Genomic DNA, 16,390 nt, shown 5'->3' on the forward strand with positions numbered 1-16,390 from the left:
GATTAAGTCTAAAGTTGAAGGTCTTCTTTTGTGTGAATTTTTTTCAACAAGATGTATAGCTGAATACAAGCTACTATAGAGACTTATTAGTAAAACAGATTGTGTAAATAAAAATAATTAAAAAGAGAGGTCGGTCGATGTTAAAACTTAAACATTTATTTTCAAATATAGATTTAGCGACGATGATTGTATCCAACTGGGAATATGATGATTTAGAACCATTACAGTATTGGAATATTTCCTCCAATGCTATATATCCCTTTAAAAATAAAGAAGAAATGTACTTCCTTCGTTTTGCCCCAAACGATGAAAAACATAAGGATAATATTGAAGCAGAGCTAGAATTTCTTTTATATCTACAAAATCAAGGCTATTCTGCAATCCAACCTAAGACTTCTAAGCAAGGTAGATTAATAGAAGTCGTTGACACCCCTTGGGGGCAATATTATGCCAGTGTATTTAATAGGGTGAAGGGGGACTGCTTAGGTAGGGTTGAGCTAACCGAAAAAATGATAACTCTTTGGGGGAAAGCCTTAGGAAATTTACACTTGTTAAGTAGTGGTTATAATCCTACAGGAGGAAAACGTAGGAGCTGGGAAGACCATTTAGAATGGATCAAAAATGTTTTATCGGAGTTTCCAAACCAAGAAAAGCCGCTAGAGGAAGTCCAGATTTTAGAAACATATTTTAAGAATCTTCCTATAACGAATGACAATTATGGATTAATCCACTATGACTTTGAACTAGATAATGTTTTCTTTGACAAAGAGACAAAGGAAATCACACCAATTGATTTCGACGATTCAATGTATCATTGGTACGGTATGGATCTAGAGCGGGCAATTAATAGTATTAAAGATGAATTAGAACCAGACAAGGTAGAGGAAGCCATAAAGAGCTTTTTAGAGGGCTATCAGTCGGTAAAACCTCTTTCTGAAGAGACTCTAGACCAACTCCATGTATTTCAAAGATTTGGCAATTTATATGGTTATACAAGGGTTTTACGGTCTATAAATGAGAAATGGGAGAATGAACCAGAGTGGATGGTAAACTTAAGAGGGAAATTAGAGGGTGTATTGGAAAGAAGAAGTGAGCAGTTCAGTATGCCGTTAATAAAGTAAATCGTTAAAAATCTTATCCTTTAAATTATTGTAAAAGCCAGCCCCACTTAAGTAATTATATTATACTGTGGTGGCTGGTCTTTCTCATATCATCAAATATCAACTGTTTTTAAACATGCTAGAAATTTGGATAGGTTATTTCTGATAGAGAATTAGAAGAATTTATATTGATGCTAAAGGATTAATATGATACTTTTAATTTATATTGAATAAAGGAGGAAGCTCAGTGACGGATACTTCGTTTATTTTATGGCTACAGCAATTTTCCAATGGTTTTTTAGATTTGTTTTTCACCTACATTACAAAACTTGGCAATCCTGAGTACTATATGTTGGCAATTCCCTTATTTTATTGGTGTATCAATAAAAAGGCGGCTTTTCGCTTTACCATGTACTTCTTAATTTCTATTTATGTAAATAGTGTGGTGAAGGCTACTACGGCGGTGCCTCGTCCCTCAGGTGATGAAGTAAGAATTCTTTATAAGGAATCAACCCTTGGTACTTCATCTTTTCCCAGTGGACATACTCAAGGAACTGCTTCCTTTTGGGGATATATGGCCTACTATATTAAAAATAAAGCCTTTACAGCTTTAGCGGTGGTCATCATCATTTTAGTGGGATTATCTAGAATGTATTTGGGATTACATTTCCCTATTGATATACTCGGAGGATTGTCTTTTGCGCTAGTAATTCTATGGTTATTCAATCAGTTCTATGATGACCTAGTGAAGAAAATGAAAACACTTTCCTTCCAAACAGGTATTCTTCTGTCTATTATTCTTCCGCTGTTCCTGCTACTTCCACCAAGCCATGACAAAGGAATGTTGGTGGGATTTGTGATCGGTCTTTTGGTGGGTTATCAAGTGGAGGGCACAACCCTTGGTTTTCAAAGCGATGCTACGTTTGGTAAGCAAGTAGTAAAGTTTGTTATTGGAGTCGCGGGTTTTTTTGGATTAAGATTTATTCTGAAGGCACTATTCCTACAGATTGGTTTTAGTGATACCGCACCATTAGCAGCAGATGTGATTCGCTACAGTATTATTGGACTTTGGGCGTCATATATTGCTCCATTAGTATTTGTTAAGTTTGGTTTATCAACTGTTGGGGGCGGATTTCCAAGAACACCAGCTGGTAAGGCTGTAACAAGATAGTAATAATGTATAAAGCATAAAGAATCCTAGGGAATAGAAACTTAGGATTTTTTTCTTTTTTCAATATTTTGCATAATATAAAGGATTTAAAGAGGGTGACAAAGAATTAATAAGGGATTTACAATAATTAAAAACAGCTAGATAAGGTACAGTATTATAATGGAAATCACTTAACAAAGCTGTAAACAGAGTCAGGGGGAGTTATATGGAATATAGGGAGTTAAAAAGAGAAGAGTTACAACTATTCATAAAAATTGATCGTAGGGAAATTATCGAAGGAATTTATTACTTTCGAGATGGTGAATTAGTTTTGGAGAAGGAATATTTTGATGTCAAAGGATTCCCTCCAGATGAACAGGAAGACATACTAGAGCGATTAATCAAAATTCATGAAGAAGCTGGATACATAGCAGGGGCTTTTGATGGCGACCAACTGGTGGGTATTACATCTTTGGAGAGCAAGCCAAGAGGCAGTCGACAACATCAGTTGAAGATGGATATTTTATATATCAATAGTGATTATAGGGGTAAAGGAGTAGGCAAGAGACTAGTGGAAATGGTGAAGGACAAAGCTAGAGATATGGGGGCTGAGTGCCTCTATATTTCAGCCACACCATCTGAAAACACGGTTCATTTCTATCTAGGGATGGGGTGTAGACTAGCAAAGGAAGTAGATCCAGAGTTATTTAAATTAGAACCCCTAGACATTCATATGGAGTTACCTCTACGAATCCATCAACATAAGTTATAAGTGTTCACTACCATTATTTTGAATGGAGATGATAGTATGATTAAATACATTGATACAATAGAGGGAATTACACCTCAACAATTGGAAGGGTTTTTTGTGGGCTGGCTTGAACCCCTAAAACAGGAGAAACATTTTGAACTGTTTGAAAAAAGTGATTACTTTTGGTTGGCAATAGACGAGGACAATAACAAAGTAGTTGGTTTTATTACAGCAATTTCAGATAAAGTCCTTTCCGCCTATATTCCATTATTGGAGGTAGTGCCCTCCCAGCAAGGAAAGGGAATTGGTAGAAAATTAGTTGAACTTATGCTGGATACCTTAAAGAGCTATTATATGATTGATTTGGTTTGTGATGAAGATAAAACACCTTTTTATAAGAAGTATGGCATGTGCAAAGCAACTGCCATGATGTTCCGCAACTACGATAAACAAGGGGGCAAATAAAGGGAGGTTGTTCATGAAGCCCATCAAACGATCTAAGATACGAATACAGTTAGGCAAAATATACTATACATACAAACGCTATCTTGAATGGTATAGCGGAGGGACTAGATTTGCAAAAAACATGGATAAGGATCTACTTCCCAAAGAAGTATTTCAACATCAGACGCCACTATTGAGGAAACTAAAGGATGTTGATATGTGGTATCAATACAATAAAATTAAAAATATAGAAATTGCCATAAAGAAATTAAACGGAATTGTTATTCAGCCGGGTGAGACGCTGTCCTACTGGAGATTAATTGGAAAACCAACCCGTAGAAAGGGATACAAGGATGGAATGGTTCTTTTTTATGGTGGTTTTAAATCAGGGGTAGGGGGTGGCTTGTGTCAGCTCTCAAATTTAATCTATTGGATGACCCTCCATACTCCTCTACAGGTAACGGAACGCCACCGACACAGTTATGATGTATTTCCCGACTCCAATCGCACCCAGCCCTTTGGCAGTGGCGCCACCTGTGCCTACAACTATTTAGACTTGAGGATTTATAATCCAACTGATGAACCCTACCAGTTGAATCTATACCTTACTGCAGATCATCTGGTGGGTCAGTGGAGGACTACAAAGGAGCCAATCTATACCTATGAAGTCTATGAAAAGGATCACCAAATGACCTTGGAATACTGGGATGGGTATGTAAGGCATAACACAATCCATAGGAAGGTTTTCAACCTAAATAAAGAGGAAATTGGTGATGAGTATATTACTGAGAACCATGCCATCATGATGTATCAACCCTTTTTAGAGGATGGTAGTAAGACTAAATCATAGAAATCATAAGGGGGAAATATGAAATGGAAATTAGATTAGTTGAGGATGCAAAAGAAAAAAGTATGATTACAGAGAAGGTTCTTCGCCAACTACCCCATTGGTTTGGGCAAGAGGAGCCTTTAGTGAAATATGTAAATACAGTATATAAATATCCCTTCTATGCAGCTTTTGTAGATAATGAAGCGGTGGGCTTCATCAGTATTAAAGATAATAATCAATATACAGCTGAAATCTATGTGATGGGGATCTTGGAGGGTCATCATAGAAGGGGAATCGGCAAAGGTTTGCTCCAAAGGGCAGAAGAGGGGATCAAGGATAAAGCATATAAATACCTCATGGTAAAGACCGTTGGAGAATCAAGTCCAGACCTCTATTATGCTAGGACGAGGAAATATTATGAAGGTGTTGGATTTTACCCATTGGAAGAATTGAAGGATCTGTGGGATGAACAAAACCCTTGCTTAATACTGGTGAAGAACTTATAGAAAACCCTACAACACAATATAATAAAACAATCATCTAGGAGGAATTTATGTTAAATAATAAAGGTTTTGATCAATGGGCAGGAAGCTACGACGAAGACATAGCAAAGTTTAGTAAAGGGTATCCATTTGAAGGATATTATGATGTATTAGGATATATACATAGTCTAGTTGAAGAACCAAAGGGGAAAAATATATTAGACATTGGTGTAGGTACAGGTCTATTATCATACGAACTATATCTACAAGGAGCTAATGTCTATGGACTAGACTTCTCTCAAAAAATGTTGGAACTAGCAAAAGAGAAAATGCCAAAGGGGAACTTCTATCAGGGAGATATAAAGGATGGAGTACCGTTGGAATTAAAGGAAATGAAGTTTGATTATATAGTTTCATCCTTCGCTATTCACCATGTGGACCTAAAGGGCAAAATTGACTTTATAAATAAGTTGAAGAATTTAATAAAAGACAATGGTAAAATCATCTTTGGGGATGTTGCCTTTGAAACAACTTCAGATTTAGAAAAATGCAAAACAGAGGCAGGACGTTACTGGGATACTGACGAGTATTATATGGTACTGCAAGAGATGGAGGAAATGCTAAAAGAAACAGAACTAAAATACAAATATACTCAGATCTCCAGTTGTGCTGGCGCATTAGAGTTATGGAAATAGACAAAATTAGAATTTAAAATAACTATAAAGATAGGGATTCCTCAAAATCTAGGGGAATCCCTTATTAATGTTCAAATAAGCTATTGAAGGTGTGGTGGAAGGTCGTAACTTTTGATATGTTTATAATCCACTACCTCAACATCACCGCCAGCTTCTATTATTAAGGTAATCTGATCCACCCCAACAGAGTTATGGGCTCCAACATAGGGAGAAACCTCCAAAGTCATTTTAAACATACCATTTTCAGTGTAACTAAGCCTTTCGAGGTTGATAATTTTTATATCCCAGTAGTCGTGGCTATAGGACTCCCCATAATAGCCATAAATGGCATTGGATATAAGGGGATCAAGCAAAGTTAAAAAAACATGTTGATACAGTTCATCTGTTGAAGCCTCTGGGGGATTCAACAGCAACTCAGATTCTTCTAAATCTCCTTTATTAAAGACAGCATATCCTAAATAAGTAGTGATCAGTAGAGTAATAACAATGCTGAGGGCAACAGTTTTTTTCGTCATTAAAGCACCTCCAAAGAACCAGCATCTAGGATATTCACACCTTCAATTGCCTTAAAATCCTTCATAAGTTGATGGAGAGCCTTATCTTTTTGTTTTGCTTCAATCATGATATCAAAATCCCGATTTAAAGACTTTGCTTTATTTATAAATGCCATTAAGAAGTTAATATCTACATAATCAGCATGGGCCCTCACTTGCTTTTCTGATTTAGGACTGGATACATGAATCTTTGGTGGACGGTCTTGGTCCCTCCATGTATCGAATATCTCCTCAATCATATCTCCAATTTCCTCACCGTTATGATTACAAAAGTGATGATGTATGTCCAGCACCATAGGAATTGATAACTCTTGACATATTTCCAATACTTCCTTTGCAGTAAAGGATTTATCATCATTTTCTAGGATAATGCGACTTTGATAGCGGGGATCTATTTCTTTAAATTGTTTTATAAAGCGCTCCATGGCCTTTTTTCTACTTCCATAAGTTCCTCCAACGTGGAGTACCAGTTTGGCAGAGGCAGGGGACAAATCCATCGCTTCAAAAATCCGTACATGGTATTCTAAATCCCTAAGGGAGGATTCAAAAACATCCTTTTTAGGAGTATTTAAAATTGTGAAATGGTCAGGGTGTGCACTTACTAACAGTCCACGTTCCTTAATATAATTTCCGATGGTGGTATATACATCTTGAAAAGGTTGAATGTAGTCCCAATCAAAAACGTCATTATGGGTCACTAGTGGAATAAGCTTTGAGGTAAAACGGTAGAGGGCAATATCGTGGGCTTTGTTATATATGAGAACTCTTCGGGTGATATCTAAATTTTCCTTAGTCAAAGATTGAAGTTTGTGCAGTCTAGTATCGTCATCGGGTAATTCCAAAAACCTTTTATAAGTCATTGTCTTATTAGGAGAACCCTCATGTAAATCAAGAGAAATCGCCACGTAGCCTAGTCTTATTTTCATTTCAACACCTCCATATCTAGAAATAATTTGCCCTATTTTTGTGAAAAAAATTATATTTCAGAAGTTGATTTATTTTGATTACTCTATTTGATTTCCTTAGCTTTTCCTTCAAATATGCAAGTCTTGCAACTTATCCTGCATAAATTCTAGTCGTCATATCCCCTATTAATCATCAAGAAGGTGAGAATTATGTGGTTTTCAGTTGAAAATGCATATCAATTGAACAATAATTTTTTTGTCGTTTCACCATTGAATATACAAATAAAATGTCGAAGGGCAGTTGTCTAAACGACCAATTTTATTTAGAATAAAATTTTATACTAGTTTTAGAGGAAATTTATGGTTTTTATTGAATTGTATATTAGTAGCTATAAGAGTAAGTGATTTCATAAAATAAAGCCTAAGTTAATATAAGCATAGGAGGTTTTGCTGGTGGTAAATCAGAGTCTTAGATTTAGTTTCAGAAGTAGGAGAGATATCTAAGGAAGTCCTCAAGGCCACCAGTTATGGCAAAAAACCTCTAGAACTTCATAAAGATAAGTTTTCTGAAGAGATGGGAGATGCTTTATTCTCTCTAATATGTGTAGCCAACAATTCAGATATAGATTTGGCAGATTGTCTATTAAGGGTATTAGAAAAGTACCAAACGAGAATTGACGAAAAGGGCAATCCTGCATCCAATAAGTAACTGGATAAGCAATCCTGCAGAGGGAAAAGGTTATTTAAGGAATAGGTATGGATTGAGATATTTCATTAGACATATTAAGAAGGGGGAACTAAATTGAGTGAAATTGTTCGAAAATATTATGATGAAAATGCAGAGCAAGAGTGGAAAAGGCTACAAGATCCCTACAGTAAAATAGAATTTGAAGGTACCATGTACTTAATCAATAAGTATTTTCCTAAAGTAGGTGCAGTATGTGATATAGGGGCCGGTCCTGGTCGTTATTCTATAGAGTTGATAAAGAAGGGATATAATACAACACTATTGGAATTTTCTAATAAAGAGTTGGAAATAGCGAAGGAGAAAATTCAAGAGCTGGACTTAGTGGCAGAAGCTTTCCATTGTCGAGATGCCAGAGATTTATCAGTATTTACAGACAATCAATTCGATGCGCTATTGGTTATGGGGCCATTATATCATCTAATCAACAAAGAAGACCGTAGAAAAGTCCTAGAAGAGTCCTATCGAGTTCTTAAGCCAAATGGGGTGGCGATTATTGCCTATATCAATTCATGGGGAGCCATCAAGGCAGGGATTTCAGAATTTCCAGAAAGCTATAGTAATATCGATGCCTTGTATAAGTATCTTGGAGAGCAATCTCTAAGTGCAGATGTAGGATTTACTGAGTGCTATTTTACTACGCCCCCAAAGGCACTGGAGGAAGTAGCAGATGCAGGTTTTGATATTGTCAGTTATGCTGGTGTAGAAGGTTTTGCAGCAGGATTTAGTAATGAAATTATCAAGCTATATAATGAGAATCCTGAGGCCTACATGAACATAGTCAAGGCTTCAGCTGAGAACTGTGAATCTCCACAATTTAGGGATGCTACTGAGCATTTACATATTGTGGTTCATAAGAATAGAAAATAGGACTTTATTTTTGCTTAGAGAGGTGAGTAAGGATGAAAAATATAAAAGGTAACATTGATATTAGAAAGCTAGCTCCTGGCTCAAATATCCCCCAAAAGTTATTGTTGATGGCTGACCCATCTACAGAAAGTATTAATGATTATTTAGACCGTGGAGAAATCTATGGAGCGTTTATTGAAGAGGGAATTGTAGGTGTCTATTTAATTCTAAAAACTAGACCATTTACCCTTGAGTTGGTAAATGTTTCGGTGGAAGAGTCCTTCCAAGGAAAAGGCATTGGGAAGCTTTTAGTGATGGATGCCATCATTATAGCCAAAGGATCCGATGCAAAAACCATTGAGGTAGGAACAGGAAGTTCCAGTATCGGACAGTTGGCCCTCTATCAGAAATGTGGTTTTCGTATAACTGCCATCGATAAAGATTTTTTTATAAGGCATTACTCCGATGAAATTTTTGAAAATGGGATTCAATGCTTAGACATGATTCGGTTGGCAATCGATTTTAAGTAATATTTAGCTATATAAGAAGGAGGTTTTTAAATGGTAGAATTAATCAAGGAAGCTAAGGAATATAAGTTCAATAGCGTTGAGTATGTAGAGTTAGAGGATGTTAAAGATATCCTTCTTTATCAAAAGGATGAGAGCTATATTTTTTTATGTGGTGAAGATGATTCACGTCTTTTCCTTTATTGGGGTGCATCTTCAAAGGATGATTTTTTTAACGGTCTAATCAAAACGATCGCATTAATAAAGTCTGAACTAGACATTGAAAATTATCGGGCAGTCTATATTGAGTTTATACCTGAAGACTTCGTGGCGGAAATGAAGAAAAATAATTTTGAGGTTGTCTCGAATTACGTAGATTATTGGATTAAAGATTTAGCCACACTAGAATTACAAGTACCTGAAGATCCTGTTATTAGACCTGCTGCCCAGGAGGAGTACAGGAGAGTATCTGAAATAACAATCTCCTGTAGAAATCAATCAAGAGGCTTTAGTGGTGAAACAATAGAATGGGTACAGGAAAATAACGAAGACCCTAATTCTACTGTACTTGTGGCTGAAATGAACAATAATTTAGTAGGGATGGGATGCTTTAAACTATACGCTCAGGAAAGTAAGGCCGGTACATGCCTTTGGGTTCGGGAATTGGCAGTAGATCCTCAATATCAATCTAAAGGAGTAGGGGGCGCAATCTTAAAACACGGACTGAGTTGGGGAATACAGCAGGGGGCTAAAAGAAGTTTTTTGGCTGCTGATGAAGAAAATCGAGGTGCCATTAGATTATACGAGAAGATCGGATTTAAGAGTAATCCAGATTCAGGGCAGATTAATATGGAGCTACTCCTATAGTCTTATATTCATGCTTACCCATAGCCAGTTTCAGCTATGGGTAAGTATAATGAATAGGAAAGTTCTACATTAAATTAATAAAAGAGAACTTTCTCCTAAATGAGTCTCAATATAAGTCATCAGTTAAGTCTTCTGAAAGACTTTGCAAAAAACGGGCTGAAAAAAATATTATACATAAAAAACAAATTATGGTACAATTAGCTTAATCAGAAAAGTTAAACTATTTAATAATTGAAAGTGTTAATAGTATAATATTTCTAATTATGGAAATGAGGATTTAAATTATTTTAGATAAGATAAAAATTTCCAATTTCCAAAATCAAAAGAATGAAAAGGTAAAAACTTTGAATAGTCGGGGGGACTTTAATGAAAAAATTGAACTATAGAATCACCATGATTGCGGTATTATTGATGACTTTGGTGGTTTTTACGGCATGTGGTAAGGCTGATGAACAACTGACAACTAATGAACAAATGACATCCGATGAGGAACTTACATCGGAGGAACAGCTGACAATTGAAGACTTTTTAAGTGATTTTGATTACTTAATGCAAACAATGGAAGACACATATCCATATTTTGGTGTAGTAGAAAGAAGATTAGGCGTTGATATAAGAGCTTTAGGGAGAGAAACGAGGGCTATGATAGAAAATTACCCCTATTCTCTTGAAGGTCGTGCAAAAGAACTGGGGATTTCCTTGAAGGATATGCCGGAATTAGATGAGCATGTTTTTTGGAGCATTATTCGTCATGAATTATTCTCAGATTTCATTGGGTTTGGGCATGCCATTCCCTTCGATTATGCACGATATAATTATATTAAACCATCTTATACAAAATCTACCAGTCCATTTAACACAGTCAATAATTACGAAGTATTCACTAATCCTGTGGCCCTAAGCTTTTACCAAGAACAGGAGGCTCTTTTTAAGAATCTTGCTGATAATAAATCAGATCTTTTCCAATTTATTTTTCGACAAGAACCTCCGACTGGAGGGTCTAGGAGCCGCAGGCCTATGGTTGAAACAGAAATTATAGAAGAGGACAGGATCGCATATTTAAAGCTGGCAGTTTTTGCGCCCAATTTAACTTCTATACTTGAATTGAAAGAATTTTATGATAATATTCAAGGATATGAGCACTTGATTATTGATATCAGGGACAATGGAGGAGGTAGCTCAGATTTTTGGAGAATGTATATGATGAAAGCTCTTTGGCCGGAGGATAAAAATATGCCTGATATGCCATTATACGCTTTTTACCGAGACAGTGAGCTTGGAAAATATTTTGGAGAAGACAATATTCAAACTACATCAAAGTTTTCAACTTATAAACCTGAAACTGATGAGTTGCTTACAGTAAATGAAATGATGGATTTACATGATTTGCCCCATATCAATGTTGAGGATTTAGAAGATTTAGCTTATGGGGTAAGGTTTAGCACTAGTATTGAAAATATAGAAGAACAGCATATACGACAGTTTGGATTTAAAGAAATTTCTCAGCCTTTTAATGGCAAAATATGGCTTTTGACCAACGGAAGCAACTTCTCCGCTGCAGCCCTTTTTGCCCGTCACGCAAAAGAAATGGACTTCGCCACCCTTGTGGGAGGGGAGACCGGAGGGGCATACACTGCAGGTGCAGGGGCCCACTTTGCCTTGCCCAACACCGGGATTATATTAAGGTGGGATACAGATTATTTAACGGATAGTGAGGGCAGGTCTTTAAATGAGTTCACCACCACCCCCCACCACTATAACCGCCCTGATATGGATGCGTTGGAGACTGCTTTGCAGTTAATAGAAGAAGGTAAGCATTAGTGACAAAGAATAAAGGACAGTCTAGCAAAATAATGCACCTCATTCTACCAGTTCTAGGACTGGTATTTTTTTTACAACCAATAAGTCTTCTGAAGGAAGACTTTGATCTAGATATAGGGGATAATAATTGCCTCGGAAATAGTGGAATTTCAACATTATTTACGATTTACGACAAAAAATAAAATCATTCGCAGTTTTGTAATCAGAATTGTTCTAGCGTTTAAAATAAAGCACTTGAAAGTGCAGGTATAGGATTTAATAAATAAATTATCTAATCGACAATAATTTGCAAAATAGTTTGAAAATAAAAGATAAAATAAATATATGTACCACAGGGAGAGCTCAAAGTGTTTTGTTGAATTTAAGACTTTTTATAATTTCCCTACAATTTTTATTTAATTTATCTCTTAAGAAGGCTAGTATGTGGTATCCTTTATATAGAGGTATCCCTCCACTTAGGGAAATAATGACAGATAGGAGATACAACCAAATGAAATGTAGAGACGGCTGTGGGGCCTGCTGTATCGCCCCATCTATATCCACCCCTATCCCAGGAATGCCACTGGGCAAACCAAGTGGAGTAAAGTGTATTCAGTTGACAGATGATTTTAAGTGTAGGATATTCGGAAAAGCTGAACGACCTGCGGTTTGCGGAGAACTTCAACCTTCGAAGGAAATGTGCGGTAAAACTAATGTTGAGGCATACACTTTTTTACTAGATCTTGAGGAAGCCACAAAACCCTAGATAAGTAAACTGTAACTTTATTATGTTAATAATTTATAGGAGGTATTAAATGGAAACGTATTTGCTAAAGACCAAGCGGCTAGGACTTCGTAGATGGAAAGAATCAGATTATGCTGCTTTTCGAGAAATAAATCAAGATCCTATGGTAATGGAGTTTTTTCCACGCTTATTAACACCGGAAGAAAGCGATGCAATGATTGAGAAAATTGAGGAAAATACAAATAAGAATGGCTTTGGCTTGTACGCTGTAGAACTTCTAAAGACGAAAGAATTCATCGGATTTATTGGCCTAAGCGTCCCAAACTTTGATGCTGATTTTACACCGTGTGTAGAAATTGGCTGGCGGTTAGCATATTCCCACTGGGGCAAGGGTTACGCTCCAGAGGGTGCTCAGGCCTGTATTGAATTTGCCTTCCATTTTTTAAAGATTTCTGAAATTGTCTCCTTCACTTCAGTTAAAAACGAAAGGTCGATACGGGTGATGGAAAAATTGAATATGAAAAAGGTAAAGGAATTTATGCATCCAAACCTTACTCCAAAGGATCCGCTTTGTACTCATGTTCTATACAAGATTCAAAGGGATTCAACAGATAGAGTAGTCAAGAAAGGAAGCAAAAATAAATAAAGGGGGAAGATACTATGGTAAGAAAAGTAATCAATTTAGTAAAGATAATTATTCAGAAACTATTAACAAGCTTTAAGCGATTTCCATTACCATTACTGATGGCAGTAGCCACAGTAATCCATCTCATGTGGCTAAATCATTTGGATTATGGTGGGAGGCTCAATAGAGATAGTATCACTAGAGTAGCAATGGCCTTAGCTTTAGGTGTACCTGTATTTCTTTGTGTGAAGATGTATTTGGAAAGATCAGTCCATAGGACGAAAAAAACTATTGGCATCATTTACACTGTTGCTAGTCTTTTTTTAGGGATAAATTATTTCTTATTTTTAAGAAATGAACTAGACATGGTTAATATAACTCGATATTTCGGATTAACCTTAGCCTTCTATATTGCCTTTACTTATATACCCTATTTAGACAGGAAAGCCAATTATGACTTATATGTGATCAAACTCATCACTAGATTTTTCATCGTATTTATCTATTCTGTAGTGCTATTTTTTGGCCTGATAGCGATCATTTTTACCGTGGATCAGTTATTCTCAGTAGGATTATCTGGAGAGATTTACTTTGACATCTGGCTGATGGTGGCAGGGATTTTTGCTCCAGCCTTTTTCTTGGGTGAAATACCAGCTTATGGGGAAAATATGAATACAAAAGACTACCCAAAAGTATTTAAAGTATTAGTGCTGTATATAATCATGCCTTTATTGTCTGTTTATACTGTGATACTTTACAGTTATTTTGTGAAGATCCTCATAACCAGACAATGGCCTCAAGGATTGATTACAAATCTTGTCCTTTGGTATTCTGTTATCTCAACAATCATAATTTTTCTAACACAGCCATTAACCGAAGAAAATCAATGGGCTAAAGTCTTTAAACAGGCTCTTTCAAAGGCAATAATCCCATTACTGGCAATGATGTTTGTTGCTCTTTTTATTAGGATTAACGAATATGGAATTACTGAAAGTAGATATTTTGTCCTCGTGGTAGGTCTGTGGGTTACAGGATCTATGTTGTATTTCGCCATTAGAAAAAATCAACGAAATATCCTATTGGCAATTTCTATATCCTTAGTTGCGTTGTTATCTGTAGTAGGTCCCGTTAGTAGCTACTCAATATCTAAATACAGTCAAAATATGAGACTAAAATCAATTCTTGTTGATAATAGCATGCTTCAGCAAGATGGGATTATACCTGAAAAAAATGCTCCCCAGGAGGTTATCAGTGAAGTAAGTGAGATCGTACACTACTTCAAGGAGTACCATTCCTTAAAGGATTTAAATTATGTGCCAGACGACTTTGATTTAGAAACGATGGAGCAGGTTTTTGGGTTTCAATTTAATAGGCATCAGGATGGTCGTTACAATTACCCACAATACCATCACTATGATTTAGGTGATTCAAGTAATCTCTATATTATAAAAGAGTTTGATTACTTTATTCCTTTGGAGTACTACTCCCATAGAAATAAAGGGTTGAATTTTGATCAGGATAATCTATCTATTGAATACAAGGAATCTAAAAATGAAATCTCCATTAGCTATAAAGGAGAAGTTATCTATACAAAAAATATCGAGGATTTAGCAGTTAATATCCATCAAACTAACAGCAACAAAAAGCCTTCAACAGCTGAAGAACTATCATTTAATGATGAAAATCACAAAGTAAAGGTTTTCTTTGGATTTAAACGGTTTATGTTAGTAGAAAATAAAAAGACAGCAGAGTTTGGTATGGAATCCTTTGACATGTATTTCTTTGTAAAAATCAAACAGTAAATATATAATAAATTGACACGAAAATGGGGTGAACTCTAAATGAGGAAAGTTTGGCTTATTATACTAATGTTTTTGCTTTCAGTTCAACATGTATTAGCAGCAGACTTAATATATCGTATAACCCACAATGATCAAGACGCCTTGGTGCTTGGAGAAATCGTACAGGGAATTGGCAATAGCTATAAAATAGATGTCATACATGTGATCAGTGGCCGCTTACCTCAAAAAACCATTACACTTCATACGGATTTCTAATATTTTACGGAAGATACCCCGATGATTGGAGACTTTCTAGTTCTTTCTTTAGACAGAAAAGTAATTAATTACTATATAAAATGGGGGGCATTTAAGGTAGACTCAGGGGATTATAAAACTTTAAAGCTATTAAAAAATAATTTGTCAGTTGGATTGCAAGGAGACTTAGCTATGTTAGAAAGATATATCAATAGCAATGCAAAGGACATTGATTTCTATTATAAGGATGAAAAGGTTTATCTAAGGAAACAGAACGGGGGAGATGAACTAATCTATCCTACTGATGAGCTTTACAACAATACTCAAAAATCAACGACTACAGCTGTTTTTAATAATCAAGAGTCAGGGGATGAAGCCGAAAAGTCTCCACTTGTCCTTATTAGTCTAATCCTACTGTTAGGTATCGGGGGAATTGTCACCATTCGGTATCGCAATTTACCTTAGACAAAAGCAAAAATACGAACAATCATTTAGCGTGTTAATCAAATACCCAATCATCAATACGGCGACATACCGTGATGATTGGGTATTTTGTCGTAAATTATCACTCTAGTCTATTCAATTATTACCTATAATCTTGTCGAAAAATGGCACAATCGACATTGTTTCGACACAACAGAAGAAGGTCGAAATAAGTAGAGGAATTCGACATAATCATAGTATTTATTTTTTTGAAAAACATTTTGCCCTAGAGTGAAAAATATGTCGGGAAATAGGAGGGTATATACAATAAGATAAGTTAAATATTTAACAATATCTGTGGATAATAATGAAAGTTATGCACAAGTGAAGATCTCCAATGATTAAAGCATTATTGTTTAGAAATTTGATGAGATAATAAGAATCAATCTATTTAAACACTGCAAAGAAGAAACTTTTTAGGCAACAATATTTGAATAAATAAAAGATGAATGTATTATCATAATCCATAACGAATTACTAGATTGCTTATAAAAAAGCTTTATCAGGTGGTCTAATATTAAAATGATTAAATAATTGGTGTTTAAAAACCATTGCTACTGTTAAATTGTAATAGAACAGCAATCATAGGAACAGGATAATGAACAGGATTATTGAATATAAAATATGTTTTGATATATATGAAGTAGGAAGAATTCCGATAATAATAAATGAAGATGGCCCAATAAAGGGGTATATTATTATCTTTTATACTATTCTTTAAATGTATATTTAGGGAATAGTTACACAAAAAGGAAGCTAAGTCAAAGATTTACCATAGATTGACTAGTTCTTTGACTTATTTTATGAATCCCCTATACTATTCT

Annotated in this window: 19 protein-coding genes; 17 read left to right on the forward strand and 2 right to left on the reverse strand. The window is 35.5% G+C overall.

The genetic code is table 11. The annotated features are described in order from the left end of the window. Positions 1-137: 137 nt before the first annotated feature. The 7 genes from JOC73_RS01480 (at position 138) to JOC73_RS01510 (ending at position 5,451) form a co-directional block, all read left to right on the forward strand. On the forward strand, positions 138-1,121 hold the full coding sequence (locus JOC73_RS01480) for a phosphotransferase enzyme family protein (RefSeq protein WP_204400056.1): 984 nt from the start codon (positions 138-140) through the stop codon (positions 1,119-1,121). A gap of 226 nt (positions 1,122-1,347) precedes the next feature. Next, a complete protein-coding gene (locus JOC73_RS01485) occupies positions 1,348-2,271 on the forward strand; it encodes a phosphatase PAP2 family protein (RefSeq protein ID WP_204400057.1) in 924 nt (307 codons plus the stop codon). Between the two features lie 205 nt (positions 2,272-2,476). After that, positions 2,477-3,022 (forward strand): GNAT family N-acetyltransferase, encoded by a 546-nt coding sequence (locus tag JOC73_RS01490; protein WP_204400058.1) that lies wholly within the window; start codon positions 2,477-2,479, stop codon positions 3,020-3,022. A 36-nt stretch (positions 3,023-3,058) separates the two neighbouring features. Then, the gene (locus JOC73_RS01495) at positions 3,059-3,466 is read left to right on the forward strand and encodes a GNAT family N-acetyltransferase (RefSeq protein ID WP_204400059.1); all 408 of its coding nucleotides are present in this window, start codon (positions 3,059-3,061) and stop codon (positions 3,464-3,466) included. 13 nt (positions 3,467-3,479) lie between these two features. Continuing rightward, the gene (locus JOC73_RS01500) at positions 3,480-4,295 is read left to right on the forward strand and encodes a VanW family protein (protein ID WP_204400060.1); all 816 of its coding nucleotides are present in this window, start codon (positions 3,480-3,482) and stop codon (positions 4,293-4,295) included. Positions 4,296-4,318: 23 nt separating this feature from the next. Further along, positions 4,319-4,780 carry a GNAT family N-acetyltransferase gene (locus JOC73_RS01505; protein ID WP_204400061.1) on the forward strand — a complete coding sequence of 154 codons (462 nt, stop codon included), beginning with the start codon at positions 4,319-4,321 and terminating at the stop codon, positions 4,778-4,780. Positions 4,781-4,827: 47 nt separating this feature from the next. After that, positions 4,828-5,451, forward strand: a complete 624-nt coding sequence (locus JOC73_RS01510) for a class I SAM-dependent methyltransferase (protein WP_204400062.1) — start codon at positions 4,828-4,830, stop codon at positions 5,449-5,451. An 80-nt stretch (positions 5,452-5,531) separates the two neighbouring features. Here the strand turns inward: JOC73_RS01510 and JOC73_RS01515 are convergent, their stop codons facing one another. Together JOC73_RS01515 and uvsE are read right to left on the reverse strand one after the other, a co-directional pair. Continuing rightward, a complete protein-coding gene (locus JOC73_RS01515) occupies positions 5,532-5,966 on the reverse strand; it encodes a DUF3888 domain-containing protein (protein ID WP_204400063.1) in 435 nt (144 codons plus the stop codon). Continuing rightward, the gene (uvsE, locus tag JOC73_RS01520) at positions 5,966-6,931 is read right to left on the reverse strand and encodes a UV DNA damage repair endonuclease UvsE (RefSeq protein ID WP_204400064.1); all 966 of its coding nucleotides are present in this window, start codon (positions 6,929-6,931) and stop codon (positions 5,966-5,968) included. The genes JOC73_RS01515 and uvsE overlap by 1 nt, the downstream gene beginning before the upstream one ends. A 439-nt stretch (positions 6,932-7,370) precedes the next feature. On the opposite strand from uvsE, the gene JOC73_RS01525 reads away from it, so the two are divergent. The 10 genes from JOC73_RS01525 to JOC73_RS01570 all read left to right on the forward strand — a co-directional run bounded on the left by JOC73_RS01525 (position 7,371) and on the right by JOC73_RS01570 (position 15,548). Further along, the gene (locus JOC73_RS01525; protein ID WP_204400139.1) at positions 7,371-7,619 is read left to right on the forward strand and encodes a MazG nucleotide pyrophosphohydrolase domain-containing protein; all 249 of its coding nucleotides are present in this window, start codon (positions 7,371-7,373) and stop codon (positions 7,617-7,619) included. 93 nt (positions 7,620-7,712) lie between these two features. Next, positions 7,713-8,525 carry a class I SAM-dependent methyltransferase gene (locus JOC73_RS01530; protein ID WP_204400065.1) on the forward strand — a complete coding sequence of 271 codons (813 nt, stop codon included), beginning with the start codon at positions 7,713-7,715 and terminating at the stop codon, positions 8,523-8,525. Between the two features lie 32 nt (positions 8,526-8,557). Continuing rightward, entirely contained in the window at positions 8,558-9,034 is a 477-nt protein-coding gene (locus JOC73_RS01535) for a GNAT family N-acetyltransferase (RefSeq protein ID WP_204400066.1), read from the forward strand. A 30-nt stretch (positions 9,035-9,064) separates the two neighbouring features. Continuing rightward, complete coding sequence (locus JOC73_RS01540; RefSeq protein WP_204400067.1) at positions 9,065-9,877, forward strand: GNAT family N-acetyltransferase; 813 nt, start codon at positions 9,065-9,067, stop codon at positions 9,875-9,877. A gap of 366 nt (positions 9,878-10,243) precedes the next feature. After that, positions 10,244-11,698, forward strand: coding sequence for a S41 family peptidase (locus JOC73_RS01545; RefSeq protein ID WP_204400068.1), 1,455 nt, complete (start codon positions 10,244-10,246; stop codon positions 11,696-11,698). 490 nt (positions 11,699-12,188) lie between these two features. After that, positions 12,189-12,443 (forward strand): YkgJ family cysteine cluster protein, encoded by a 255-nt coding sequence (locus tag JOC73_RS01550; protein WP_204400069.1) that lies wholly within the window; start codon positions 12,189-12,191, stop codon positions 12,441-12,443. A 49-nt stretch (positions 12,444-12,492) separates the two neighbouring features. Beyond that, a complete protein-coding gene (locus tag JOC73_RS01555) occupies positions 12,493-13,068 on the forward strand; it encodes a GNAT family N-acetyltransferase (RefSeq protein ID WP_204400070.1) in 576 nt (191 codons plus the stop codon). Positions 13,069-13,082: 14 nt separating this feature from the next. Further along, a complete protein-coding gene (locus JOC73_RS01560) occupies positions 13,083-14,849 on the forward strand; it encodes a DUF4153 domain-containing protein (protein ID WP_204400071.1) in 1,767 nt (588 codons plus the stop codon). 39 nt (positions 14,850-14,888) lie between these two features. Then, positions 14,889-15,104: a hypothetical protein gene (locus tag JOC73_RS01565; protein WP_204400072.1), complete on the forward strand. Its 216-nt coding sequence runs from the start codon at positions 14,889-14,891 to the stop codon at positions 15,102-15,104. A gap of 21 nt (positions 15,105-15,125) precedes the next feature. Next, the gene (locus tag JOC73_RS01570) at positions 15,126-15,548 is read left to right on the forward strand and encodes a hypothetical protein (protein ID WP_204400073.1); all 423 of its coding nucleotides are present in this window, start codon (positions 15,126-15,128) and stop codon (positions 15,546-15,548) included. The last annotated feature ends 842 nt before the right edge of the window (positions 15,549-16,390 follow it).

It is taken from the genome of Alkaliphilus hydrothermalis (assembly GCF_016908555.1).
Lineage (GTDB): Bacteria > Bacillota > Clostridia > Peptostreptococcales > Natronincolaceae > Alkaliphilus > Alkaliphilus hydrothermalis.